General features: G+C 38.5%; 23 protein-coding genes and 1 pseudogene. 10 read left to right on the top strand and 14 right to left on the bottom strand.

The window, feature by feature from the left end; genetic code table 11:
* Nucleotides 1-6 precede the first annotated feature (6 nt).
* Nucleotides 7-1,335: a signal recognition particle protein gene (gene ffh / locus ACFQO1_RS12410; RefSeq protein WP_380218469.1), complete on the top strand. Its 1,329-nt coding sequence runs from the start codon at nucleotides 7-9 to the stop codon at nucleotides 1,333-1,335.
* Nucleotides 1,336-1,425: 90 nt separating this feature from the next.
* Nucleotides 1,426-2,304, top strand: coding sequence for a bifunctional 5,10-methylenetetrahydrofolate dehydrogenase/5,10-methenyltetrahydrofolate cyclohydrolase (locus tag ACFQO1_RS12405; RefSeq protein ID WP_380218468.1), 879 nt, complete (start codon nucleotides 1,426-1,428; stop codon nucleotides 2,302-2,304).
* Between the two features lie 98 nt (nucleotides 2,305-2,402).
* Here the strand turns inward: ACFQO1_RS12405 and ACFQO1_RS12400 are convergent, their stop codons facing one another.
* The 7 genes from ACFQO1_RS12400 to ACFQO1_RS12370 form a co-directional block, all read right to left on the bottom strand.
* A complete protein-coding gene (locus ACFQO1_RS12400) occupies nucleotides 2,403-2,849 on the bottom strand; it encodes a YkvA family protein (protein WP_380218467.1) in 447 nt (148 codons plus the stop codon).
* A 59-nt stretch (nucleotides 2,850-2,908) separates the two neighbouring features.
* The gene (locus ACFQO1_RS12395; RefSeq protein ID WP_380218466.1) at nucleotides 2,909-3,394 is read right to left on the bottom strand and encodes a thiol-disulfide oxidoreductase DCC family protein; all 486 of its coding nucleotides are present in this window, start codon (nucleotides 3,392-3,394) and stop codon (nucleotides 2,909-2,911) included.
* On the bottom strand, nucleotides 3,394-4,434 hold the full coding sequence (locus tag ACFQO1_RS12390) for an AI-2E family transporter (RefSeq protein ID WP_380218465.1): 1,041 nt from the start codon (nucleotides 4,432-4,434) through the stop codon (nucleotides 3,394-3,396). The genes ACFQO1_RS12395 and ACFQO1_RS12390 overlap by 1 nt, the downstream gene beginning before the upstream one ends.
* 1 nt (nucleotide 4,435) lies before the next feature.
* Nucleotides 4,436-4,861 (bottom strand): VOC family protein, encoded by a 426-nt coding sequence (locus ACFQO1_RS12385; protein WP_380218464.1) that lies wholly within the window; start codon nucleotides 4,859-4,861, stop codon nucleotides 4,436-4,438.
* A gap of 47 nt (nucleotides 4,862-4,908) precedes the next feature.
* Nucleotides 4,909-5,109 carry a hypothetical protein gene (locus ACFQO1_RS12380; protein WP_380218463.1) on the bottom strand — a complete coding sequence of 67 codons (201 nt, stop codon included), beginning with the start codon at nucleotides 5,107-5,109 and terminating at the stop codon, nucleotides 4,909-4,911.
* Between the two features lie 94 nt (nucleotides 5,110-5,203).
* Nucleotides 5,204-5,782 (bottom strand): hypothetical protein, encoded by a 579-nt coding sequence (locus ACFQO1_RS12375; protein ID WP_380218462.1) that lies wholly within the window; start codon nucleotides 5,780-5,782, stop codon nucleotides 5,204-5,206.
* A 25-nt stretch (nucleotides 5,783-5,807) separates the two neighbouring features.
* Nucleotides 5,808-7,334, bottom strand: coding sequence for a helicase HerA-like domain-containing protein (locus tag ACFQO1_RS12370; protein WP_380218461.1), 1,527 nt, complete (start codon nucleotides 7,332-7,334; stop codon nucleotides 5,808-5,810).
* Between the two features lie 91 nt (nucleotides 7,335-7,425).
* Here ACFQO1_RS12370 and ACFQO1_RS12365 point away from each other — a divergent pair, with 91 nt between their 5' ends.
* Entirely contained in the window at nucleotides 7,426-7,941 is a 516-nt protein-coding gene (locus tag ACFQO1_RS12365) for a Rid family detoxifying hydrolase (RefSeq protein ID WP_380218460.1), read from the top strand.
* Between the two features lie 49 nt (nucleotides 7,942-7,990).
* Nucleotides 7,991-8,620 (top strand): 7-carboxy-7-deazaguanine synthase QueE, encoded by a 630-nt coding sequence (locus ACFQO1_RS12360; protein WP_380218459.1) that lies wholly within the window; start codon nucleotides 7,991-7,993, stop codon nucleotides 8,618-8,620.
* Nucleotides 8,621-8,700: 80 nt separating this feature from the next.
* Here ACFQO1_RS12360 and ACFQO1_RS12355 read toward each other — a convergent pair whose 3' ends face one another.
* The gene (locus ACFQO1_RS12355; RefSeq protein WP_380218458.1) at nucleotides 8,701-9,249 is read right to left on the bottom strand and encodes a DUF2911 domain-containing protein; all 549 of its coding nucleotides are present in this window, start codon (nucleotides 9,247-9,249) and stop codon (nucleotides 8,701-8,703) included.
* Between the two features lie 28 nt (nucleotides 9,250-9,277).
* Complete coding sequence (locus ACFQO1_RS12350) at nucleotides 9,278-9,826, bottom strand: DUF2911 domain-containing protein (RefSeq protein WP_380218457.1); 549 nt, start codon at nucleotides 9,824-9,826, stop codon at nucleotides 9,278-9,280.
* A gap of 210 nt (nucleotides 9,827-10,036) precedes the next feature.
* Here ACFQO1_RS12350 and gyrB point away from each other — a divergent pair, with 210 nt between their 5' ends.
* The 5 genes from gyrB (at nucleotide 10,037) to secDF (ending at nucleotide 18,245) form a co-directional block, all read left to right on the top strand.
* Nucleotides 10,037-11,977 carry a DNA topoisomerase (ATP-hydrolyzing) subunit B gene (gene gyrB, locus ACFQO1_RS12345; protein WP_380218456.1) on the top strand — a complete coding sequence of 647 codons (1,941 nt, stop codon included), beginning with the start codon at nucleotides 10,037-10,039 and terminating at the stop codon, nucleotides 11,975-11,977.
* Between the two features lie 74 nt (nucleotides 11,978-12,051).
* Nucleotides 12,052-13,068 (top strand): DUF6588 family protein, encoded by a 1,017-nt coding sequence (locus ACFQO1_RS12340; protein ID WP_380218455.1) that lies wholly within the window; start codon nucleotides 12,052-12,054, stop codon nucleotides 13,066-13,068.
* A gap of 268 nt (nucleotides 13,069-13,336) precedes the next feature.
* Nucleotides 13,337-14,263, top strand: coding sequence for a malate dehydrogenase (mdh, locus tag ACFQO1_RS12335; protein WP_380218454.1), 927 nt, complete (start codon nucleotides 13,337-13,339; stop codon nucleotides 14,261-14,263).
* A 116-nt stretch (nucleotides 14,264-14,379) separates the two neighbouring features.
* Nucleotides 14,380-14,991: a hypothetical protein gene (locus ACFQO1_RS12330; protein WP_380218452.1), complete on the top strand. Its 612-nt coding sequence runs from the start codon at nucleotides 14,380-14,382 to the stop codon at nucleotides 14,989-14,991.
* Between the two features lie 158 nt (nucleotides 14,992-15,149).
* Nucleotides 15,150-18,245 carry a protein translocase subunit SecDF gene (gene secDF, locus ACFQO1_RS12325; protein WP_380218451.1) on the top strand — a complete coding sequence of 1,032 codons (3,096 nt, stop codon included), beginning with the start codon at nucleotides 15,150-15,152 and terminating at the stop codon, nucleotides 18,243-18,245.
* Nucleotides 18,246-18,355: 110 nt separating this feature from the next.
* Here secDF and ACFQO1_RS12320 read toward each other — a convergent pair whose 3' ends face one another.
* From ACFQO1_RS12320 to folE, 5 genes are read right to left on the bottom strand one after another with little or no spacing between them, the layout of a single operon-like run.
* The gene (locus ACFQO1_RS12320; RefSeq protein WP_380218450.1) at nucleotides 18,356-18,847 is read right to left on the bottom strand and encodes a DUF192 domain-containing protein; all 492 of its coding nucleotides are present in this window, start codon (nucleotides 18,845-18,847) and stop codon (nucleotides 18,356-18,358) included.
* The gene (gene lgt / locus ACFQO1_RS12315; RefSeq protein WP_380218449.1) at nucleotides 18,844-19,671 is read right to left on the bottom strand and encodes a prolipoprotein diacylglyceryl transferase; all 828 of its coding nucleotides are present in this window, start codon (nucleotides 19,669-19,671) and stop codon (nucleotides 18,844-18,846) included. The genes ACFQO1_RS12320 and lgt overlap by 4 nt, the downstream gene beginning before the upstream one ends.
* A 53-nt stretch (nucleotides 19,672-19,724) precedes the next feature.
* The gene (gene yidD, locus ACFQO1_RS12310) at nucleotides 19,725-19,967 is read right to left on the bottom strand and encodes a membrane protein insertion efficiency factor YidD (RefSeq protein WP_380218448.1); all 243 of its coding nucleotides are present in this window, start codon (nucleotides 19,965-19,967) and stop codon (nucleotides 19,725-19,727) included.
* 47 nt (nucleotides 19,968-20,014) lie between these two features.
* A complete protein-coding gene (gene cysS, locus ACFQO1_RS12305) occupies nucleotides 20,015-21,499 on the bottom strand; it encodes a cysteine--tRNA ligase (protein ID WP_380218447.1) in 1,485 nt (494 codons plus the stop codon).
* Between the two features lie 21 nt (nucleotides 21,500-21,520).
* Nucleotides 21,521-22,198: a GTP cyclohydrolase I FolE gene (gene folE, locus ACFQO1_RS12300; RefSeq protein WP_380218446.1), complete on the bottom strand. Its 678-nt coding sequence runs from the start codon at nucleotides 22,196-22,198 to the stop codon at nucleotides 21,521-21,523.
* A 153-nt stretch (nucleotides 22,199-22,351) separates the two neighbouring features.
* Between folE and ACFQO1_RS12295 the strand changes: the two are divergent.
* A pseudogene (locus ACFQO1_RS12295) lies at nucleotides 22,352-24,561 on the top strand (hypothetical protein); the annotation flags it as partial.

Genomic DNA, 24,561 nt, shown 5'->3' with positions numbered 1-24,561 from the left:
AAAAAGATGTTCGATAATTTAAGTGATAAGTTAGATAAAGCCCTTCACGTCCTCAAAGGACATGGAAGCATTACCGAAGTAAACGTTGCCGAAACCTTAAAGGAAGTACGTCGTGCCTTACTCGATGCCGATGTAAATTTTAAAACGGCCAAAGAGTTCACCAATCGGGTGAAAGAAAAAGCGTTAGGTCAAAATGTATTGACTACGCTTCAACCGGGACAATTAATGGTGAAACTTGTTAAGGATGAGTTAACCGAATTAATGGGTGGTGAGACTGCAGGGATCAATCTAAGTAGCTCGCCAAGTGTTATTTTAATGTCAGGATTGCAGGGTAGTGGTAAAACAACGTTTTCTGGAAAACTGGCTAACTTCTTAAAAACGAAGAAATCAAAAAAACCTTTATTGGTTGCCTGTGATGTGTACAGACCAGCGGCAATTAATCAGTTGCATGTTGTAGGAGATCAAATTAAGGTTGATGTCTATTCCGAAGAAGGAAATATGGATCCTGTTGCGATTGCAAAAAATGCATTGGCATATGCAAAGCAAAATGGACATAATGTAGTGATTGTCGATACGGCAGGTCGTTTGGCGGTAGATGAAGAAATGATGACCGAAATTGCAAACGTTCATAAAGCAATCAATCCAGATGAGACGCTATTTGTAGTAGATTCGATGACAGGGCAGGATGCAGTGAACACGGCAAAGGCGTTTAATGACCGACTTAACTTTGAAGGAGTGGTATTAACCAAATTGGATGGTGATACCCGAGGGGGTGCTGCTATTTCAATTAAAAGTGTGGTCGATAAGCCCATAAAATTTATTGGTACGGGAGAGAAGATGGATGCAATCGATGTATTCCACCCCGCTCGTATGGCAGATCGTATTTTGGGGATGGGGGATGTCGTTTCCTTAGTAGAGAGAGCACAGGAACAGTTTGATGAAGAAGAGGCGAGAAAGCTTCAGAAGAAAATAGCAAAAAATCAATTCGGGTTTGATGATTTTATAAAACAAATTCAGCAGGTAAAAAAGATGGGGTCTATGAAAGATCTCGTCGGAATGATTCCCGGGGCCGGAAAAGCCTTAAAAGGAGTGGATATTGATGACGATGCCTTTAAAGGAATTGAAGCGATTATTCATAGTATGACCCCCGAAGAACGCAGTACACCTTCAGTAATTAACGGAAGCAGAAAAAAGAGAATTGCAAAAGGAAGCGGAACTTCAGTTCAGGAAGTAAATCAATTGCTGAAACAATTCAACCAAATGAGTAAAATGATGAAGATGATGCAAGGCGGCGGTGGTCGTAAGATGATGCAGATGATGAACAATATGAGATAGTGCTTTGCACTGTTAAAAGTTGAAGGTTACTAGTTAAAATTTTAACCGACAACCGAAAATAGACAACTGATAACAATTAACAAGCCAAGAATGATCCTACTAGACGGTAAAAAAGCATCCAACGACATCAAGAACGAGATCAAGGCTGAGGTCGATAAAATGATTGCCAAGGGAGAGAAAGTTCCGCATTTGGCTGCAGTGATCGTGGGGGATGATGGTGCGAGTCTAACCTACGTAGGTAGTAAAGTGCGAGCGTGTGAAAGGGTTGGATTTGAATCGACGATGGTTCGTTTGCCTCACACAACCAGTGAAGTCGAATTATTACATAAAATTGAAGCACTGAATGAAAATGACGATATCGACGGATTTATAATTCAGTTGCCATTACCTCCTCAGATCAATACGCAACGTGTCTTAATGGCGGTAGATCCCAGTAAAGATGTAGATGGTTTTCATCCGGAGAACTTTGGGAAGATGGCACTTGATATGAGTACATTTATTCCTGCGACTCCCTTCGGAATTTTAGAGTTATTGGAGCGCTATGATGTAGATACTAAAGGAAAGCATACTGTGGTTATTGGTAGAAGTCACATTGTTGGCCGCCCTATGAGCATCTTGATGAGTAGAAAAGGTTGGCCAGGGAATAGTACGGTAACCTTAACGCATAGCAATACGAAGAATATCACTCAGATTACGAGTCAGGCAGATATTATTATTTCCGCACTTGGAGTACCTAACTTTCTAAAAGCTGAAATGGTTAAAGATGATGCGGTTATTATTGACGTGGGTATTACCCGTGTTGAAGATGAATCACATCCAAAAGGCTATGTAATCACTGGCGATGTAGATTTTGAAAATGTGAGTAAGAAAGCTAGTTTTATTACCCCTGTGCCAGGGGGAGTAGGTCCAATGACGATTGCGATGTTGCTAAAAAATACGCTATTGGCAAGAGAGCAACGAAGAGGATAGTTTAGTTTACAGTCACAGCCTGCCTGCTAGGGCACGACAGGCAGATATTCGGTTGGCAGTTTTTTTTACTCACAATCAACAATCAACCATCAACAATCTTAAATCGTAATCCCTTCACCTTGCTTTACTTTCCAGTCTAGGTATCTATGAAGATCTGTTTCAATCCAACCAATACCAATCGAAAGCATAGCGACGTCATCTATATAGCCTACGCCCGGAATAAAATCTGGGATGATATCCATAGGATTTAAAATATATAAAAAAGCTAATACGATTGTAGCAATGGTGAACCAGGGTACATTTTTATAATGTCCTTTACGTGTATCTTTTAAGAGTTGCATCATGATCTTTCCAAGTTCGAGATATTTACCAAGCGTATTACTTCCGCTAAATTTTTTGTCAATATCTTCTTCCTTGCTTAAGATGACTTCAACATCTTTATCGTCTATTTTCTCAACTTCTTCTTTGGCATATTCTTCGGAAACTCCTGTATCTCTGTTTCCTGGGTTGAAGAACACCTTGTCTCTTTTTTTCTTTCCGAACATCGTTTTTCTGTTTTGTATAAAGGTAGGATAAAAGCGCCAGTAAGAGTTTTAAAATTTTGTTATAAAATCATCCACATTCCGAAGCTAATAAAAAACAACCCTATAACATACAACATCCAATAGGGCTTCAATCGCTCGGGAGTCTTTCCGAAGCACGCCACAGTAAATTTATAAAATGCAGAGCGGTGTTTGGCGATGAAGTTATAGGCATGATCGCTCAGCCAGGCAAACCAATTGTGGTTTTGATACCATTGGTGCCACGGTAACGTATTCTTTTTTGCGTAGGTATAACTTTTATAGGCCGAGTTGGGACCGCTATAGATTGCTCCGTCTAAATCAATAAAACGGGACGCTTTTTTAAATTCTTTTATGGGGATGTCTTTAAATTGCTCTGCTACTTCCTGATAGGTTTTGTATTCAACAGCATCTCCCGTTTGCATTTTCCAACGGGTTACCCAGAATTTACAAAACGTACAATCGCCATCCCAAACCAACGTCGGTTTTACAGATGGAGGAAAATTAGTTTTGGATAGTTTGGCAAACACTAGAGTACTTCTTGGTTAGTGGATTGTTTCTTTTTACCGTATTCTTTTCGGTAGATTCGTACCACCACAATAAATAAACTAATTAAAAGAGGACCGAAGATCAACCCAATAAAACCAAATAGTGGAACTCCCACAATGACCCCAATTAAGGTGATAAGCGGATGCACGTTGTCTAATTTTTTGAGTACATAAAGTCGGATTACATTATCTGTAGCGCCAACTACAACAGTTCCATAAATCAAAATACCCCAAGCCTGCAAGGGGGTGCCTGTAGAAAGTGTAAGTATAAAAACGGGTATGATACCAAGAGCTGTTCCTACAAAAGGAATCATTGAACCTACGGTGACAATAACAAACCAAAAGAACGGATCTTCTATTCCAAAGATTAAGAAACCTATTAAGGCAATAATTCCTTGTGCAATAGCGACCATAGGAATTCCCAACGCATTAGAACGTACCATATGATTGATCTCCTTCCCTATGGTTTTCAGATTATCTTTATTAATAGGTACATATTCATACATTGACTCACGTAATTCCCTACGATTTGTTAACATATAATAGAGCATAAAGTACATTAATCCTATGGCAATAAAAATATTGAATGTGCCACCAGCAAGTCCTTGTAAATTTTCAGAAAGCCAAGATGATATGGCTTGTCCGTCTATTTGACTACTTAAATCGTAGCCCAGTCTGTCTTCCCATTGTTGTGACTGGCTCTTAAAAGCCTTTACTACTCTTTCACTATTTTGTACTGCTTCTCCAATTTTATTGCCTAACATAAGTACAATACCTGCAACTGGCAATAAAATTCCAATGAACGATATAAACATTAATACTCCCGCAGCAAGATCTGCGTTCCATCCTCTTTTTACCAATTTAGTCATCCAAGGGCGCATCAATACATATATGGTGATAGCACCTAATACTCCCGATAAGTAGGGGAGAGTTTCCTTAAAAATCAGCGTACCCATTAACAGTATGAGTAACAGAATAAAAATCTGTCGTATAATATGTGGAGGAATGGTAGCTTTACTCATGTTAGGTTGCAAATAATTGAGAAATATCTTTAAACGCTTTAAATTCTAGGGCATTACCTGCAGGATCTTTAAAAAACATGGTGGCTTGCTCACCCGTTTGTCCCTTAAATCGAATATAAGGCGCAATAATAAATTGAATGTTTTGTTGTTGTAGTCTTTCTGAAAGTGCTTCGAAATCGGTCATACTCAAAACCACTCCAAAATGTGGTACAGGTACCTCTTTACCATCTACAGGGTTGAATGTAGGATCATCGACCAAAGTTTTCTCCTTAAAATGAATGACAAGTTGATGCCCAAAGAAATTAAAATCAACCCAATGATCACTACTTCTTCCTTCAAGGCAGCCTAACACATCTCTGTAAAAAATGCGGCATTCGGCCAGATTGTGCACGGGTATAGCAAGGTGGAAAGGTTGTATAGTTTGCATACTTTTAAATTAATAAGAAAACCCTCTTTTCAGAGGGTCTAAAGTAATCAATTATTTTCAGCATCAATCGTATCGGTGTCTTTTCGATACTTAAGTAGTCCTATACCAGCAAAGAAAAATACGACTCCTAAAATAATTAGAGCCCAGGGACTCAAGCCTGTTTCCATACTTCCGAAAACTCCTAGAACACCCATAATGAGACCTATCATCCCACCGATTGTCAAAATAAATCCTAAAATCTTAATCATATCTATTGGTTTTTAAGTTGTCAAATAAAAATAGTTTAAAAACCCAAAGTAGCTCGTTACCTTAACAAAAGTTTGTTAAGGTTTTTAGAATATTTTAATTTTCAACTGAAGCAGTGTCGGCTTCCCAACCTATCATAAAATATTTAAAGGTAGCTGTATCTGGTATTTGAGATGCTTCCACTTTTACCGAAGGATCATAGCGTAAATTCTCTGGTAATTCCATCTTGTCAATAGTTAGATAAATAGGGCTATTTTCAAGGAATACAACTACAGAGCGTATGGTTGTTTCTACGCTTTTAACGGTATAATTTTCTTTTACATCTTTAAAAGTGCTTTTTGAAGTGAGCCCTTTATCGGTTTTATAACGATCGTCAAATATTTGAATATTGGTAATCTTGCTATTTGGATCATTCTCATCGTTAGGCGATAATAACAATAATTTGGCGCCTCCCTTATCGTAAACTTCGACTTCACCCTGAGTACCCAATGCATTTTCTATAGGATTCAGTTTTACAATACTGTCTTGTGCAAAAATTGAATCAAGCTGCATGACTTTTGTGTCTTTTGTAATAGGGCCTACCGCAACATTAGAAATCATAAATGGATCTTTTTCATCTGTACATTGAGTAAATAAAATTCCGGCAAGAACTGCCAGTAAAAGGGTCTTTTTCATAATGGTAATTTATTTTGATTATTTGTTAACGCATTAATTTGGTCAATATTCCCAATACGCTGCGTATTACGGTGGGACTTGTTAGTGTTTTAATAAATGGATTTTGTTTGGTTCGTGTGCTTCTGCTTCGAGAGGATGAAGTTCTCTTTACGGCCTCTTTTTCTCTTTTTGCTTTTTCTCTGGCTTCCTCGGCATCTGCTTGTTCTATTTTTTCTGAAAGCATTTCATACGCACTTTCTCTATCAACCGTTTCATTGTACTTAGGTATCAACTCTGAAGCTTTTATCAAATCTTTTAATTCTGAATCTTCTAAAATATCCATTCGGCTCATGGGTGCCCGTAACATAGTTGCAGCCAATGGTGTTGGAATTCCTTTTTCATTTAAAGCAGTCACCAAGGCTTCTCCAATTCCTAATTTGGTCAATACCTCCTTGGTATCGTAGTAATCAGATAATGGATAGTTCTCGGCTGTTAATTTTATTGCTTTTCTGTCTTTTGCAGTAAACGCACGCAAGGCATGCTGGACTTTTAAACCTAACTGGCTCAGTACTGCATCGGGCACATCGGTTGGATTTTGAGTGACAAAATACAATCCGACACCTTTAGAGCGTATTAGTTTTACGATACTTTCTATCTGATCAAGTAAGGCATCACTGGCTTCTTTAAAAATTAAATGTGCTTCATCGATAAAAATAACCAACTCAGGTCTTCCGCTATCTCCTTGTTCTGGAAAGGTGGAATATATTTCAGCCAGTAGCGAAAGCATGAATGTTGAAAACAACTTTGGCCTGTCTTGAATGTCGGTAAGGCGTACGATATTGATATAGCCCATTCCGTTTTCATCGATTCGTTGCAAGTCTGAAGTTTCAAACGATTTCTCTCCAAAAAAGAGATCAGCTCCCTGTTGTTCCAATTCCACCACCTTCCGAAGTATAGCTCCAGTGGAGGCTGCTGAAATTCTTCCGTAGTCTTTTGCTAATTCCTCTTTCCCATCTCCCGTAGCATATTGAAGTACCTTCTTAAAATCTTTTAAGTCCAGCAGTGGCAACTTATTATCGTCACAGTATTTAAAGATCACCGAAATAATTCCCGATTGTGTCTCACTAACATTTAAAATTCTGGAAAGCAATACAGGTCCAAATTCACTCACGGTCGCACGTAATCGAACACCGTCCTGATCACTTAAAGATAAAATCTCAACCGGAAATTTTTTTGGAGTAAAAGGAAACCCGATTTTCTCGTGGCGCTCATCAATTTTTGGATGTCCAGGACTTGGTTGTGCAATTCCGCTCAAATCCCCTTTCATATCCATTAAAAGTACAGGAATTCCCTGTTCACTTAAATTTTCAGCAAATACTTGTAGCGTTTTTGTTTTTCCCGTTCCTGTAGCTCCAGCGATCAATCCGTGGCGGTTCAATGTTTTTAATGGAATTTTTACCAAGGCGTCGGTGACTGTTTCGCCATTGAGCATTGCTGCGCCTAGTATGATTGAATCACCTTTAAAGGTGTTTCCAGAGTTGATATAGTCAAAAAAAGCCTGGGTATCTGCCATGGTTCAAATTTTTGTTAAAAGTAATAATTGTAATGCTGCTATTGAAATATTCAGTAATTTAAAATACTGAAAAATCCTAAATACCTAAAAAATGAATTCCTTTTTAAAATTTTTACTAGTTTTTATTTGCTTCGGAAGCTTCTCTTGTGCCGAAAATGGTACCGAAGACCATCAACAATCAACACTATTTGAAGCGCCTATATTTCACAAATCTCACGAAACGAAGAAGATAGATGCTCCTTTTAGCGATGCCGTTCAAGTGGGAAATTTATTTTTCCTTTCAGGCCAGATTGGGATGGATCACTCTTCAAGAGAATTAGTTGAAGGAGGCATTGGGGCTGAAACGAGACAAACACTTGAAAACATTAAAGCAGTCTTGCAACAATATGACCTTCAGATGACCGATGTGGTAAAAGCGATGGTTGTATTGGATACAATAGGTGATTTTTCAGCTTTTAATTCAATATACACTCAATATTTTCCGCAGAAACCAGCAAGAACGACCTTTGCTGCCAAAGCCTTAGCCAGAGGTGCCAAAATAGAGATTGAAGTGGTTGCTGTAAAATCTGGTACTTCAAAAATTATACACGGAGAGTCCCATAATTAACTGTGGACTGTTACTGTAAACTGCCAACTATATACTATTTTTGCCCTCTATGAAAAGTGAGGTACAGGAATTAGTTGATAAAGGCATCATGTTGCCGTTAATGGAGGAATTTTATACCATCCAGGGAGAAGGGTTTCACAAAGGAACTGCGGCTTATTTTATCCGTGTAGGAGGTTGTGATGTAGGCTGTCATTGGTGTGATGTAAAAGAAAGCTGGAATCCAGATATTCATCCGCCAACGCAGATTGAAGCGATTGCAAACAATGCAGCGATGTATTCAAAAACTATTGTGATTACTGGAGGAGAACCACTCATGTGGGATATGAATCCGTTGACGTCTCTTCTAAAAGAAAAAGGATTGGATACCCATATTGAAACATCAGGAGCCTATACACTTTCAGGTACTTGGGACTGGATATGTTTATCTCCGAAAAAGCTAAAACTGCCGACACCCGAAGTGTATCAAGCAGCAAACGAATTAAAAGTGATTATTTATAACAAAGCTGACTTTAAATTTGCCGAAGAACAAGCAGCCCAAGTGAATGACAAATGTATATTGTACTTACAGCCCGAATGGAGCAAACGCGATACTGTAATTCCGTTGATTGTAGATTACGTTATGGCAAATCCGAAGTGGATGGTTTCGCTACAGACACATAAGTATTTAAATATTCCGTAGTTATGTACAGGAAAGTGTAACAGAAAGTAACAAAAAAAATCCGCTCATTGAGCGGATTTTTTAGTTTTATAAAGATAATTTTACTTCTTAGTAAAAGGTACAGTTACGCGAACTTTATCCCATCCAAGATGCATATCAATACCATTCTCTGCTTGAGACATTGCAATCGAGAAAGCCTCTAAAGATTCGTCTGCCATAGTAACAGGAACTGTAATTCTCGCAACATCATTTTCTTCTTTGTAAAAATATGAACCCCAAACATTAAGGTCGTTGCTAATGATTGCCGTCCACTCGTCTTCACCAGGAATTGTATAAAATGTATACGTTCCTGCTTCTACCATAGTGTCTCCAAGCATCATGTCTGTATACAGAGTTAACTCTGCAGCCTCATTTGCTCCGGTTCTCCAAACTTCCCCGTTAGGTGCAAGTTTTGCCAGAGTTCTTTCTTTTAACTGAGGACGACTGTACGAGATCTTCATTAGTTTGTTGGCATCTCTGTAGTCTACAGGATAGGACGCAACGTCCATCGGACTTTTATCTAAGTCTTTAAATTCTTGAGCGGTAGCATTTGTACAAAATAGAGTTACAATTGCTAGTGCAATAACTGTAAAAAGGTTTGATTTTTTCATGTTGATTACTTTAAATTATGTGGATTAATTAATTACTAGTTTTCATAGGTATTTCTATATAGGTTGTATCCCATCCTATCATCAAAGTGGTTCCGTTAGTTTCAGGTCTAAAGACCATAGAAAGTGTTTCGGTTGGAGCCGGAGAGTCATGTCTGGGCACACTAATTCTAAGAATATCTTTTTCTTTTTTATAGCTGAAAGATCCCCATACATTGGTGTCACTATTAATAATCACTTCCCAGGTGTTTTTTCCTGGAACAGTATATAGCGTATATGTGCCAGCCTCCAGTCTTTTACCGTCAATGACCATAGGAACATACAATGTTAATTCAGTAGCTTCATTAGCACCCGTTCGCCAGACTTCACCGTAAGGTACAAGTTCTCCAAAGATTTCTCTTCCTTTTTTGGAAGGACGACTGTAAATTACTCGTGCCAAGGGGGGTGTGTTCCTGTCTGGTCTTGCCATGGCTAAATCCATTGGACTTGCATCCATTTTTGGAAATGCATTTTGAGCAAAAGTATTTTCAGAAGGAAAAAATGTAAGTAAAATAAGGACTGAGGTGATAATTGCTTTCATATTTTTTTAAAAATCAAGTGGCGATTTAGTCGTGCCATAACGTATTCATTACAACGCTTGTGTAAGCGCTTTACAAATATCCTGTTTTTATGGCTTTTTTTTCACAAAAATTTGTTAATAACTTAAGAGGTCGACATCGCCAAACACCTATATTTTATAAAGGGTTTCGTTATATTTGTTTGGATAAAAAAAATAGATAAAAATCAATTTATGGCTGACGAAAAAGATATTAAAGTGTACGGTGCAGATAGCATTCAGGCGTTAGAAGGAATGGAACATGTGCGTATGCGTCCTTCCATGTATATTGGGGATGTAGGAACACGTGGATTACACCACCTAGTATATGAGGTAGTCGATAACTCTATTGATGAGGCTCTGGCAGGACATTGTGATCGAGTAGATGTTTGGATCAATGAAGATAATAGCATTACGGTAAAGGATAATGGTCGTGGAATTCCTGTGGATATGCACAAAAAAGAAGGGGTTTCTGCACTGGAGGTTGTCATGACTAAAATCGGTGCTGGAGGAAAGTTTGATAAAGATAGTTATAAGGTTTCTGGTGGATTGCATGGTGTGGGAGTCTCTGTTGTAAATGCTCTTTCTGAAAGTTTAAAAGCAACCGTTTACAGAGATGGAACTATTTATGAACAGGAATACGAGCGTGGTAAAACGATGTATCCTGTAAAACCAATTGGTGAAACTACCGAAAGAGGAACTTTGGTAAAATTTAAGCCAGATCCAAAAATCTTTCAGCAGACCTTAGAATACAATTACGATACCTTAGCAAGTCGTTTGCGTGAATTGGCATACCTAAACAAGGGGATTACCATTACAATCGAAGACAGACGTTTTACTGAAGACGACGGTGAATTTAAAGGAGAAACCTTTTATTCTGAAGAAGGATTGAAAGAATTTATCCGTTTTCTGGATGGGAATCGTGAAATGCTTATAGGAGATGTTATTGCCATGGAAGGTGAGAAAAATGACATCCCTGTGGAAGTGGCCATGGTATACAATACCTCGTATAATGAAAATTTACACTCGTACGTAAACAACATTAATACACATGAAGGTGGAACACACCTTTCAGGTTTTCGTAGCGGATTAACACGTACTTTGAAGAAATATGCAGATGCTTCAGGCATGTTGGACAAACTGAAATTTGATATATCTGGTGATGATTTTAGAGAAGGGTTAACGGCGATTGTTTCAGTAAAAGTGCAGGAGCCGCAATTTGAAGGTCAAACCAAAACAAAATTAGGAAATAGAGAGGTGACTTCAGCGGTGAGTCAGGCAGTTTCAGAAATGCTTGAAAATTATCTTGAAGAAAACCCGAATGATGCAAAAACAATTGTTCAAAAAGTAATACTGGCCGCAACAGCCCGTCATGCAGCGCGCAAAGCCCGTGAAATGGTACAGCGTAAAACGGTGATGAGTGGTGGCGGATTGCCTGGAAAGCTATCTGATTGCTCTGAGCAGGATCCTGAAAAGTGTGAAGTGTTTTTGGTCGAGGGAGACTCGGCAGGAGGAACAGCCAAGCAAGGAAGGGACCGAATGTTTCAAGCAATTTTACCGTTGCGTGGTAAGATCTTAAATGTGGAGAAAGCTATGCAACACAAAGTTTTTGAAAATGAAGAAATTAGAAACATTTTCACAGCACTTGGTGTAACTATTGGAACTGAAGAAGATAGTAAAGCCTTAAACCTTGAGAAATTACGTTACCATAAAGTAGTTATTATGTGTGATGCCGATGTCGATGGGAGTCACATTTCTACGTTAATTCTAACCTTTTTCTTTCGTTATATGAAAGATCTTATTGAAGCTGGATATGTGTATATCGCAACTCCGCCTTTATATCTTGTGAAAAAAGGAGCGAAAAAAGAATATGCCTGGAATGACAAAGAGCGTGATGCACTCAATGAACAATTTGGGGGCAGTGCCAATATCCAACGTTATAAGGGTCTTGGAGAAATGAATGCAGAGCAATTGTGGGATACAACGATGAACCCAGAGTTTAGAACGCTTCGCCAAGTAACCATCGATAATGGTACCGAAGCTGATAGAATCTTCTCCATGCTCATGGGTGACGAAGTACCGCCTCGTAGAGAGTTTATTGAGAAAAACGCAAAATATGCAAATATTGACGCCTAACTTTTTACGTTAAATTTTATCTAAAGACCCACAGTTTCTGCTGTGGGTTTTTTTATTTTGAAAAAAATCTAGTTATGAAAAAGTTCTTATTTATTTTATGTGTAGTCTTCTCTAGTAGTCTTTTTGCTCAAGAGAATCTCGAAGACTTATTAGCGGCAGGGATTGAAGATGCAAAACGCTTTACCAATGGATATATCACTCCGGCTACCGAAGCTATGATCTACAATACAGCTAATGGATGGGTGCAAACAGCCAAGGTGAAAGATCCTTTAAAGTTTGAAATTTCCATTATAGGGAATGCCACTTTCGTGAGTGATGAGAATAAAACCTTTACATTAAACACAGCAGATTATAACAATCTACAATTTAGAGATGGAAGCACTATAAAAGAGGTAGCTACCGCTTTTGGTGAAAATAATCCCGATATTGTTGTTTTTGCCGAAGTTCAAGACGGACCCTTTACCCAAGAAGTAGAATTTATACTGCCACAAGGTTTGGCATCGGTGAATGTGAACGTAGTGCCTTCTGCTTTTTTACAAGCCCGATTGGGGCTTTTTAAAGGTGCCGAAATCAAAGCACGCTATGTTCCTAAAATTGATCAAGAAGATGTGAAAGTAGGATTGATAGGGGCAGGTTTTCAATATGAGTTTACCAAACTATTGCCTGCAGACAACGTGTTTCCAGTAGCAATTTCTGGAGTAGTTGGCTATACAAATCTTACGGCTAACTATGATTTTACAGACGATGAAATTATTGAAGGGGATAACCAGCAGTTTGATTTAAGACAAAATAGCTGGTTGTTTCAAGTACAAGCCTCTACTAATTTACCAGTAATCAACTTTTATGGTGGGGTTGGGTTGGTAACCGGAACTTCAGATTTTGATGTGCTGGGAACCTATAGAGTTCGTGGAGGTGTCCCTTTATTTGAAACAACTAATGAATTTACAGATCCGTACTCCATTACCACAAAGGTTTCGGGAGTTCACGGGACGATAGGAGCCAAGCTTCAGTTAGGGTTCTTTGGGTTGCATGCAGATTATAACATTGCCGAATATAGCAACGTTTCTGCCGGAATTCATTTTGGAATTTAAGTCTTCCCCACTAATAAGAGAGGAATGTATACTAAAACAAAAAGTGTCTTATGCAATAGCGATTGCAGCGGTTACCCCACAGCTTTTTAATCTTTAAAAGCGAGGAGTAGTAGCGAAAAGCGCAGTGCTCAATAAAATTGAGCAATTGCCCAAATAAATAAATTCAGCAGCGAGATAATCAGTCGTTTACTTAATTAATTGTACTGATAATTGTACTTTTGCACCACATTTTCAAGAAGACATTAATTAATAATAAATACTAAAAAATATGAAAGTTACAGTAGTAGGAGCAGGTGCGGTAGGTGCAAGTTGTGCCGAGTATATTGCCATTAAAAATTTTGCAAGTGAAGTTGTTTTATTAGACATTAAAGAAGGATACGCCGAAGGAAAAGCAATGGATTTAATGCAAACCGCTTCTTTAAATGGGTTCGATACTAAGATTACAGGATCAACAAGTGATTACAGTAAAACTGCCAATAGTGACATTTGTGTAATCACGAGTGGGATTCCACGTAAACCAGGAATGACACGTGAGGAGTTAATTGGGATTAATGCTGGTATTGTTAAAGCTGTTTCTGCAGATCTTATTAAACATTCTCCTGAAACTATTATCATTGTTGTGAGTAACCCGATGGATACCATGACCTATTTAGTACATAAAACAACAGGATTACCTAAAGAACGTATTATTGGAATGGGTGGAGCTCTTGATAGTGCACGTTTTAAATATCGTTTAGCAGAAGCTTTAGAAGCCCCTATTAGTGATGTTGATGGAATGGTAATTGGAGGTCATAGTGATAAAGGAATGGTGCCGTTAACACGTTTGGCAACCAGAAACAGTGTGCCAGTAACTGCATTTATTTCTCAAGAACGATTAGATCAGGTAAAAGAAGACACGAAAGTAGGAGGAGCCACACTTACAGGGTTATTAGGAACTTCTGCATGGTATGCGCCAGGAGCAGCAGTGTCAGGATTGGTGCAGGCCATTGCGTGTGACCAGAAAAAAATATATCCATGTTCTGTATTGCTGAATGGTGAGTACGGATTGAGTGATCTTTGTATTGGTGTGCCGGTAGTTTTAGGACGAAACGGTATTGAAAAAATCGTTGAGATTGAATTAAACGATGCCGAAAAAGCACATATGCAGGAAAGTGCAGACGGTGTGAATGCAACCAATGGATTGTTAGAACTCTAATATTTAGTTTTTAAAAAGTAAGAGACCTCTCAAGTTTTATACGTGAGAGGTTTTTTTCTTTCAGCATCGGGAAATCGATGCGGTCTTTCTTCTTTTTTTTTAATTATATTTGCCGCATGCAGAAAAAATGGTACGTAAGTGCATTATTGGTCGTTCTTACCCTCGTAGGAGTAAGTCTGGGTCAAATGACGGTCCCTAATCAAGAGATTGTGGTGCAATTTTCTGCCGAACGTGTTTCTTCGGAAGATGCTAAAGACACGATTGAAATTGTTAGGTCACAACTTGAAAGTCTTGGTGCAGAACATATCACTGTGTCAGAAACTGCAAGCGGACTGCTGAAGATTACCTACTACAGCATTCAGGATGTCGCTTTGATTAAGCGAACGTTGGCAAAAGAACAGCAGCTGGATCTTGGAGTTACGACCCTTACGACTACCGAAAATTCTGATATCCCCGCCGAAGGACCTGGAAAGCTTTATGAGCTGGAGGTACATGAGATCACACAATTACCAGACTATGATTCTGATATTAATGGAGTCGCGCTTACCCTTGAAAGCAAAACGACTCGTTTTTATGTTCAGGATGTTAATTTCTGGACTATTTCAGTACTACTTCCTGAACGAATTGATACACAAGAAGTCGCCTATCAGTTTCAGAAACGTCTGTCACTTTTAATTACAACGCCACATTTTATAATTCCCGAAGTCCGTGCCGGACCTTTGTCGTAAGGGGAGTATAAAGCAAAATTTTCCCTTTCTTCGTTTCAATTGATTTCTTTCGCTTTCAGAAAGAAATTAAAAATTCATTTAACAATAAAAATCATTGTCAGTTAGTGCAGTAAATTCTATATTCGCGCGTTCAAAAAACTGACTTAAAAAATAAAACAATGCAAAATAAAGGACTCGTAATAGTGTTTGCAGTGCTATTCGGATTGGTAAGTTTATATCAATTATCGTTTACCTACATTTCAAATCAGGTAGAAGACGAAGCGAAAGCATTTGCGAGAAGTGAATACACAGATGAACAACACAAAGAAAGAGCTGAGGCAGAAGCACAGTATCTTGATTCAGTAGCGTTAAACCCGGTAATGCTGGGAATCGACTACAAAACCGCAAAGGAAAAAGAGCTCAACAAAGGTCTTGACCTTAAAGGAGGTATCAACGTTATCTTACAGGTTTCTGTACAGGATATTTTAAGAGGATTGGCAAATAACACCAAAGATCCTGCTTTTAATCAGGCAATCGCTAATGCTACCGAAGCTCAAAAACAATCTCAGGATACGTATATCGACCTTTTCTTTGAAGCATTTGAAGAACTGCCAGGGGAAAATAATTTAGCTTCTCCAAGTATTTTCTTCAACAAAAATTTAGAAGAAGATATTGATGGTTCTATGACCAACGCAGAAGTTGAGCCAGTAATCAAGCAAAAAATTGACGAATCAATCAACTCTGCTTTTGAAGTATTGCGAAAGCGTATCGATAAGTTTGGAGTAACACAACCAAACATTCAGCGATTAGGAAACTCTGCGCGTATCTTGGTAGAATTGCCAGGAGCTCGTGATGTAGAACGTGTAAAGAAATTAGTGACATCGACCGCACAGTTAGAATTCTGGAATGTATACAAGAGTGATGAGTTAGGTGGGTTCTTATTTCAGGCAGATGCGAAAGTAAAGGAATTAATGGATGCTGACGATGCTGGAGATGCTGCTGAAGAAAACGCAGAAGCTTCAGATGAAGAAGTAGTAGAAGGAGCACAAGAAGATGCAGCTGTAGCACAGGACTCAACAAAAACAGAAGAAGACGTGATTGCAGATCTTTTGGAAACTGAAGATATCGAAGACGCACAAAACGCTTCACAATCTAATCCTATTCTAGGATTAATGGTGTCTCCAGGATTTCAAGGTTCACCGGTATTGGCAAGATTTTCAGTAAAAGATACGGCGACTGTAAACAAATACTTAAAAATGCCAGAAGTTCGTTCGTTATTATCGAATGAGCAGCGATATACAAAATTTGTTTGGGGAATTCCTGAAGACACTCAAATTAATGAAGAAGGAGAGACAGTTGCTACTTCTGGATTATATGCTTTAAAAGTTGACAGAACAGGACAGCCACCTTTAGCAGGAGCTGTAGTTGTAGGAGCAGACCAATCATATGACCAAGTAGGCCGTGTGGCAGTAGACATGCAAATGAATGGTGTTGGAGCGAAGAAATGGGAAGAAATGACCGGAAACGCGTATACGAATCAATCTCAGATTGCAATTTTATTGGACAATATCGTATATTCTGCACCAGGAGTTACTTCTGGTCCTATAGCAGGAGGGCGTTCACAAATTACAGGTGACTTTACCATTACACAAGGGCAGGATTTAGCAAATGTACTACGTGCTGGTAAATTACCAGCTTCTGCAGATATTATTCAGGCTGAAGTTGTTGGACCTACCTTAGGGCAAGAAGCGATTGACAGTGGTATTTTATCGTTTGCTATTGCATTGGCATTTGTATTGATATGGATGATTTTTTACTACGGAAAGGCAGGTATCTTCGCCGATATCGCTTTGGTAGTAAACATTCTGTTTATTTTCGGAATATTAGCAGGACTTGGAGCGGTATTAACGCTTCCTGGTATTGCAGGTATTGTATTAACGATTGGTATTTCGGTTGATGCGAACGTACTTATCTTTGAGAGGATTCGGGAAGAGCTTGCCAAAGGGAAGCTTCAGAAAGATGCTATTAAAGACGGATTTAGTAACGCATTGTCTTCTATCTTAGATGCGAATATTACAACAGGACTTACTGGTCTTATTTTATTAGTATTTGGAACAGGACCTATTAAAGGTTTCGCAACGACCTTATTAATTGGTATTGCTACCTCATTATTTACAGCCATCTTTATTACAAGATTGTTTATCGACAGTTATACGAAAAATGGGAAGTCATTACCATGTTCTACAGCAATGACTAAGAATCTGTTTAAAAATGTAAACATTAACTTCTTAGGAAAACGTAAAGTAGCCTATGTGATCTCTGGAATTTTAATCTTAATCAGTTTAGGTTCTTTATTTACAAATGGATTAAATCAGGGTGTTGACTTTGTAGGAGGTCGTACGTATACAGTACGTTTTGACAAGGATGTAAATGCAACAGCTGTCACTGAAGATTTAACAGCTGTGTTTGGTTCTGCGGAAGCTAAAACCTATGGTGGAGACAATCAGTTAAAAATCACAACGAAGTACAAAGTTGATGAAACTGGCGAAGAAGTAGACGGTGAAATCGAGCAGATGTTGTATGAAGGCTTACAGCCTAACTTACCTAGTGGAATGACCTTTGAAGAATTCAAAGAAGATGATGAAGGGAAAGTCGCGGGTCGTATGGAATACTATAAAGTTAGTCCAACCATTGCAGATGATATCAAAAAGGAATCGTTCTGGGCCGTCTTAGGATCCCTTATCGTAGTATTCTTATACATCTTGTTGCGTTTTAGAAGATGGCAGTTCAGTTTAGGTGCTGTAACGGCAGTGTTTCATGATGTATTGATTGTATTAGGGATCTTCTCGTTAACTTATAAGTTCATGCCGTTTAATATGGAAATCGATCAGTCGTTTATCGCTGCGATCTTGACGGTAATTGGATACTCACTAAATGATACCGTGGTTGTATTTGACCGTATTAGAGAATTCTTTAATGAGCATCCTAAATGGAAAATGAACAGAATTATCAATAGTGCCTTGAACAGTACATTAAGTCGTACGTTAAATACGTCTATCACTACATTGATCGTATTATTATGTATCTTTTTAATCGGTGCCGAATCGATTAGAGGACTCATCTTTGCATTGATCGTGGGTGTATTAGTAGGTACCTATTCATCTCTGTTTATTGCAACACCAGTATTCTTTGACAGTGTCAAGAAAAGAGGTATTGACTTAACCGAAAAGAAAGAAGAAGAGGACGAACTACTTCCTGAAGCAAAAAAGAAGTAATGTTCTTTTCTTCGGAAAAGTAAACAATAAAAAAAGCCGCTCCATGAGCGGCTTTTTTTATTGTTTAAATACATACTAAAATACCAGTAATCTAAAATACGACCATACTACTATTCAAGTTCAATCCAATGCACTTCATCACCAACCTCTAATCCCCAAGTATCACTAAGTCCAGCGTTTACTTCCAAAACATATTGTGCAGGAGCGGCTGAAGGTAAGGAAGAGGTATCTAAAGGTTTTGCATCTTTAACAATACTTACTATCTGTTTCTTGCTGTTGATGTAGATAATATCCAATGGGAATTCGGTATTTTTCATATAAAACGAGCGAACCAATTCATCGTCAAATACGAAAAGCATTCCTTGATTATTCACCATGCCTTTACGGTACATCAATCCTGTCTGCGTTTCATAATCATCTCTGGCAAATTCCACATCTAACACCGCAATTACCGAGTCGGTTACTGCTTTTCTAATAGCAAGCTCACCTTCCTTTGTGAATTTTACTTGTTTGGTAAGTACTTTCTCCTGTGTGGTTTCCTTGCAGCTTTCAGAAAGTAATAGCGTAGCGGCTAAAGCTAGTGGAATGATCAATCTTTTCATACAGAATATTTTTTGTTTTTTGAACTAAATATTAAGTAAATTCCGAAGAGAATAAAAGGAATGCTTAGCCATTGCCCTGTATTTAAAATCCAGTCTCCACGTTCACCTACCTGCGCTTCTTTCCAGAATTCTACAATAAATCTAACGAGCCATAATAATACCAGAAATACTCCAAAAATATATCCTAAATAGTGACGTTTTTCTGTTTTCCAGTAAATATACCAAACAATTAAAAATACCAATAGATACCCTCCAGCTTCGTATAACTGGGTAGGGTGACGTGCAAAATCTTCCCCTAATTGCTTAAAGATTACTCCATAGTCTGTTCCGGTTGGCTTACCAATGATCTCACTATTGATAAAGTTTCCTAAACGGATGAAGATTCCGCCGCAAGTAACCGCAATAATGATTCTATCAAGAATCCAAAGTACAGGTTTTTTCAATACTTTTTTGCTGTAGATAAACATCGCGATAATAATCGAAATCGCTGCTCCATGACTTGCTAGTCCTTGAAATCCTGTAAACCTGAATTCAGGTTGTGTTTCAAAAGGTAAAAACACGGCCAACGGATCCTGCCATAGTAATTCTGTTTGGTAAAACAACACATGACCTAATCGTGCACCTAGCAACGTAGCAACCACCATATAGATAAAAAGGCTGTCCAGTTTGCTTTCGTGTTCACCTTCAAATTTGAAGATCTTCTTCATAATAAACCACCCTAGAACAAAGGCGATTACAAACATTAAACTGTAATAACGAACTAAAAAGAAACCAAGGTCAATTCCTGAAGAGGGATCCCAGGTGAAACTTAAAAAATGTGTCATGTAAAGTGTTTTAAGTGATGTAAAGATACTAAAAGTAGCGAGTGCGAACCCATTTAAGGTTGGTCATTTTTAATTGGAGGTACAGGATCATATCCGCTGCCTCCCCACGGATTGCAGCTACTTATACGTTTTATCGCAAGCCACGACCCTTTAATGAGTCCGTGTGTTTGTAATGCTTCAATCGTGTAATGAGAACAAGTAGGGGAGAATCTGCACGTATTGGGTGTTAAGGGAGAAATGACGAGTTGGTAACATTTCACTAGTAAAACCAATGGGTATGTGAATATTTTTTTCATGGATCTACACGCTCAGTTGTGAGAATAAATGGCCCAAAGGTATGAATCTAGTTTAAAGAAAAGGTAGTGCCTTCTTTGCCATCTTTTAATTGAATGCCTACTGCCTGCAAATCGTCTCTAATTCGGTCACTGGTCGCAAAATCTTTATTCGCACGTGCTTGGTTGCGAAGTTCAATCAATAACTCGACAGCCCCGTTTAGTTTTCCAGATTCGTTCTTTCCTGCTGAAACTTCATCCTCCAATCCTAATACTTCAAAAATAAAGGTGTAAAACGTTTCTTTAAGCGTTTGTTTGTCTGCTTCGGTAATTGTTTCTGAAGCATCCTTAATACCATTACAGTATTTAACGCCTTCAAATAAATGAGCGATGAGAATCGGGCTGTTAAAATCGTCATTCATGGCATCATAGCAAGATTGTTTCCAAGCTGGGATGTCAATTGAACTCTTTTCAGCAACCGAAAGTTCCTCCACAGTCCTATTAGCATCCATAAGTCTGTTAAACCCTTTTTCGGCAGCTTCCAATGCATCATTACTAAAATCCAAGATGCTTCGGTAGTGCGCCTGATACATAAAGAATTTTGCGACTGAAGCTGAAAACGGCTTATTTAAAATATCGTTCTCTCCCGAGATCAACTCCGAAGGTAAAATATTATTCCCCGTAGATTTCGACATTTTTTTACCATTTAGCGTAAGCATGTTGGCGTGCATCCAGTAATTTACAGGAGATTGATTGTTACTTGCTTCCGCTTGTGCAATTTCACATTCGTGGTGTGGAAATTTTAGGTCCATTCCGCCACCATGGATATCAAAATTAGTTCCCAGATACTTCGTACTCATCGCAGTACATTCGAGATGCCATCCCGGAAATCCATCGCTCCAAGGAGACGGCCATCGCATAATATGTTGTGGTTCGGCTTTTTTCCATAAGGCAAAATCCTGCGGATTTTTCTTCTCGCTCTGCGCAGCCAATTCACGCGTATTGGTGATCATATCTTCAAGATTTCTTCCACTTAACTTTCCGTAGGAATGATCTTCATTAAATTTCAATACATCAAAATAGACCGATCCGTTTTTTTCGTAGCCGTATCCTTTCTTAATGATATCTTCTACAATATGAATTTGCTCCATAATATGCCCTGTCGCAGTGGGCTCTATACTTGGAGGGAGTGCATTAAATTTTGCCATGGTTTCATGAAAGTCCACAGTGTATTTCTGCACCACTTCCATAGGTTCCAATTGCTCAATACGTGCCTTTTTCAAGATGGGATCGTCACCACTTTCACCATCATTTTCTAGGTGACCGGCATCGGTAATATTACGAACGTAGCGTACTTTGTATTCAAGATGTTTTAAATATCTAAAGATCAAATCAAAAGATAAAAAAGTACGACAATTCCCTAAGTGAACATTACTATATACAGTGGGGCCACACACATACATGCCTACGGCTCCTTCATGAATAGGAGTGAATTTCTCTTTTTGTTTACTAATAGAATTATAAATCGTAATGGATTGCGATTCGTATCTTTTCATGGAGTAGTCTTTACACTGTTATCAGAATTCGGTTTCCAGTTTTATATAATCCAGAAATTCTCTCCGCACGTCTGCCTTTTTAAAAGCGCCTCCAAATTCACTGGTCACAGTACTACTGTCAATATCGCGTATACCTCTAGAATTCACACAAAGATGCTTAGCGTCTATGACGCATGCTACATCGTCTGTTTTTAGTACTTTTTGAAGTTCTTTTACAATCTGCATGGTTAAACGTTCCTGAACCTGTGGTCTTTTAGCAAAATAATCGACGATCCGGTTCATTTTACTTAAACCCACGACAGCACCAGAAGAGATGTAGGCAATATGGGCTTTTCCTACGATAGGGAGTAAGTGATGCTCGCAGGTAGAATACAAGGTAATATTCTTTTCTACCAGCATTTCGCCGTACTTATATTTATTATCGAAGGTCGAAGCTTTTGGTTTGCGATCTGGGTGTAATCCACCAAAGATTTCCTGAACGAACATTTTTGCAACACGAGTAGGAGTACCTTTTAGGCTGTCGTCTGTTAGGTCAAGACCCAGCGTGTGCATGATGTGTTGAACATCTTCTTTGATAGCTGCGATTTTCTCGATATCACTTAGCTCAAAAGCATCAGGACGCATAGGAGTTTCGGTAGCGCCACTCTCATGATCATTTCCTAATTCTTCAATTTCTTTAAGCTGTTTTTCTAAATCCATTTTTCTGAAAAAATATCCTTGAAAGGAAATAAGGGGCAAAGATACGGTTTTAGCCACGTGGATTAAAATATTGATCCCTACTATTTTTACTTTTGAAAACTATAATTTTCATAAAAAATTCTTAAATTTCGCGCTAGAACTATTTTTAATGCTATGAAAATTACATTCCCCTATTTTATTATACTTGTTTTTCTATTACCATTACATTCTTTCTCACAACTTGCTTGTGAGAGTTTAGATGCAGGTTCAGATGTTACATTAGATGTTTCGATGCCTTGTACCGATTTGCTTGCAACCTTGATAGGGCTTCCGAATACAGATACATCGACCTACGTTGTAGGAGAACCTGTTTGTCCATTACCTCCAATTAATGGGGGGTCTCCTTCTAATGTTGTAATTGATGATAGGTGGAGTCAAATTATTAATATTCCTTTTGAGTTTGAATACTATCAAAACACGTATACAAGCCTAGTTATAGGAGCTAATGGCCAAATTAGTTTTGACACCTCGCTGGCTGACACTGGGAGTGGGTATGTGATTGGAGCTGGGGATTTATTACCCACCACTAATGGGACTTTTACATTAAATACGATTTACGGAGCCTATCATGATATGGATCCGAGTATAAGTCCTGATCCTACTCAAATTAATTATTTAGTAGCAGGCACTGCACCTTTTAGAAGTTTTATTTTAAATTTTGATGATGTAGAGCATTTTGGTAGTTCTTGTAGTAGTTTTTCTACAACACAGCAGGTGATTTTATACGAAAGTTCAAATGTCATTGAAGTTAATTTAGTTGACAAGCCTGCCTGTACTGGTTGGAATGGAGGACGTGCCACATTAGGGATTCAAGGCAATAACACGGGAGAATTTGCTGTACCTCCAGGCAGAAATACTGGAGTATGGGATGCTGTGGATGAAAGTTATAGATTTATTCCAGATGGGCCTGAAGATCCGAATACGACCGTTGTTTGGACAGCCCCAGATGGAAGTGTAATATCCTCGGATTTATTGGCAGCAGGTGTTTGTTCTCCAATAGGAACAACAACATACACCGTTACGGTAACATTTACACTTCCAAATGGTACAACAACAACAGTATTCGATACTGTTAATGTAACTGTAGGTGGTGCTACAAATGATTTTTTTGGTTGCCAAGGAGATAGTTTTGAATTAGACGCAACTGACCCTGCTGCAAACAATTATATTTGGACATTTGATGATGGAATGGGTGGCGGACCAGTTGTTGTTCAGAATTCACCAGACCCTACTTTTGATGCAACACAAACTGGAATTTACGATGTTACCATAGAGTATCCTTCAGCACCGTCAGGCAATATGACATTTAATGTAACTATATATCCTCAACCTGTTATTGCTACACAGCCAGAAGATTTTTTTATATGTGATGATAGTACTATGCCAAATAGTTTTGACTTAACTCAGAATGATGATGATGTTTTAGGAGGTCAAGACCCTACCGAATTTGACAATATTACTTATCATACTTCTCAAGCTGATGCAAATATGGGGTCAAATAACATTCTTAATCCTACTACATATCCTGCAACAGGTGGTACGGAAACAATTTATGTACGAATAGAACAAAATGCAGGGCTTTGTTTTGCAACTGCATTTTTTACAATCACTTATTCTCAAGCCTCTGCAGGTCCCATGACAAGTTTAGATGCTTGTGATCTTGATAGTGACGGTACTGTTTCTTTAGACCTACAAACTTTAAAGGGTTCAGAAGCACTTAATGGACAGGACCCTTTAGATTATAGGGTCTCATTTCACCCTACTCAGATGGATGCAGACGGCAATACGTCTCCATTAGCCAATCCGTATGTAACAAACGTTACTCCACAACAGGTATTTGTAAGAGTAGAAAATAGAGATAATACAGATTGCTATGGTACGGATAGTTTTGATATTACTATTGCGGTTGCTCCAGAATTTGTGCAGCCAACTCCAATGGAAATGTGTGATGAGGTTCCTAATGATGGTATTGCAGAGTTTGACCTTGAAAGCAAAACAGATGAAATAACCAACGGGCCTAATCCCAATGCCATGGTAACCTACCATTTATCTCAGCTAGAAGCAGATAATGGCATGAATCCACAATCAAGTCCTTTTGAAAATACTATGTCCAGTTTTCAGATCATCTATGTTCGGGTAGCCAATGCATCCAGTCCTACTTGCTATAATGTAGTCGAACTGGAATTAAATGTCAATGATTCCCCAGAGATAGAGGATCCTATTATGGATTATGTTGAGTGTGATAATGATGGGGATGGCAGTGAGGTATTTGATTTGACTTCTAAGGATTTGGAGATTTTGGATGGATTGGTAGGAGTTACCCT

It is taken from the genome of Jejudonia soesokkakensis, assembly GCF_042664795.1.
Classification (GTDB): Bacteria; Bacteroidota; Bacteroidia; order Flavobacteriales; family Flavobacteriaceae; genus Jejudonia; species Jejudonia soesokkakensis.
The sequence above is the reverse complement of the archived record's forward strand: the minus strand, read 5'-3'. Positions and strand labels throughout refer to the sequence as shown.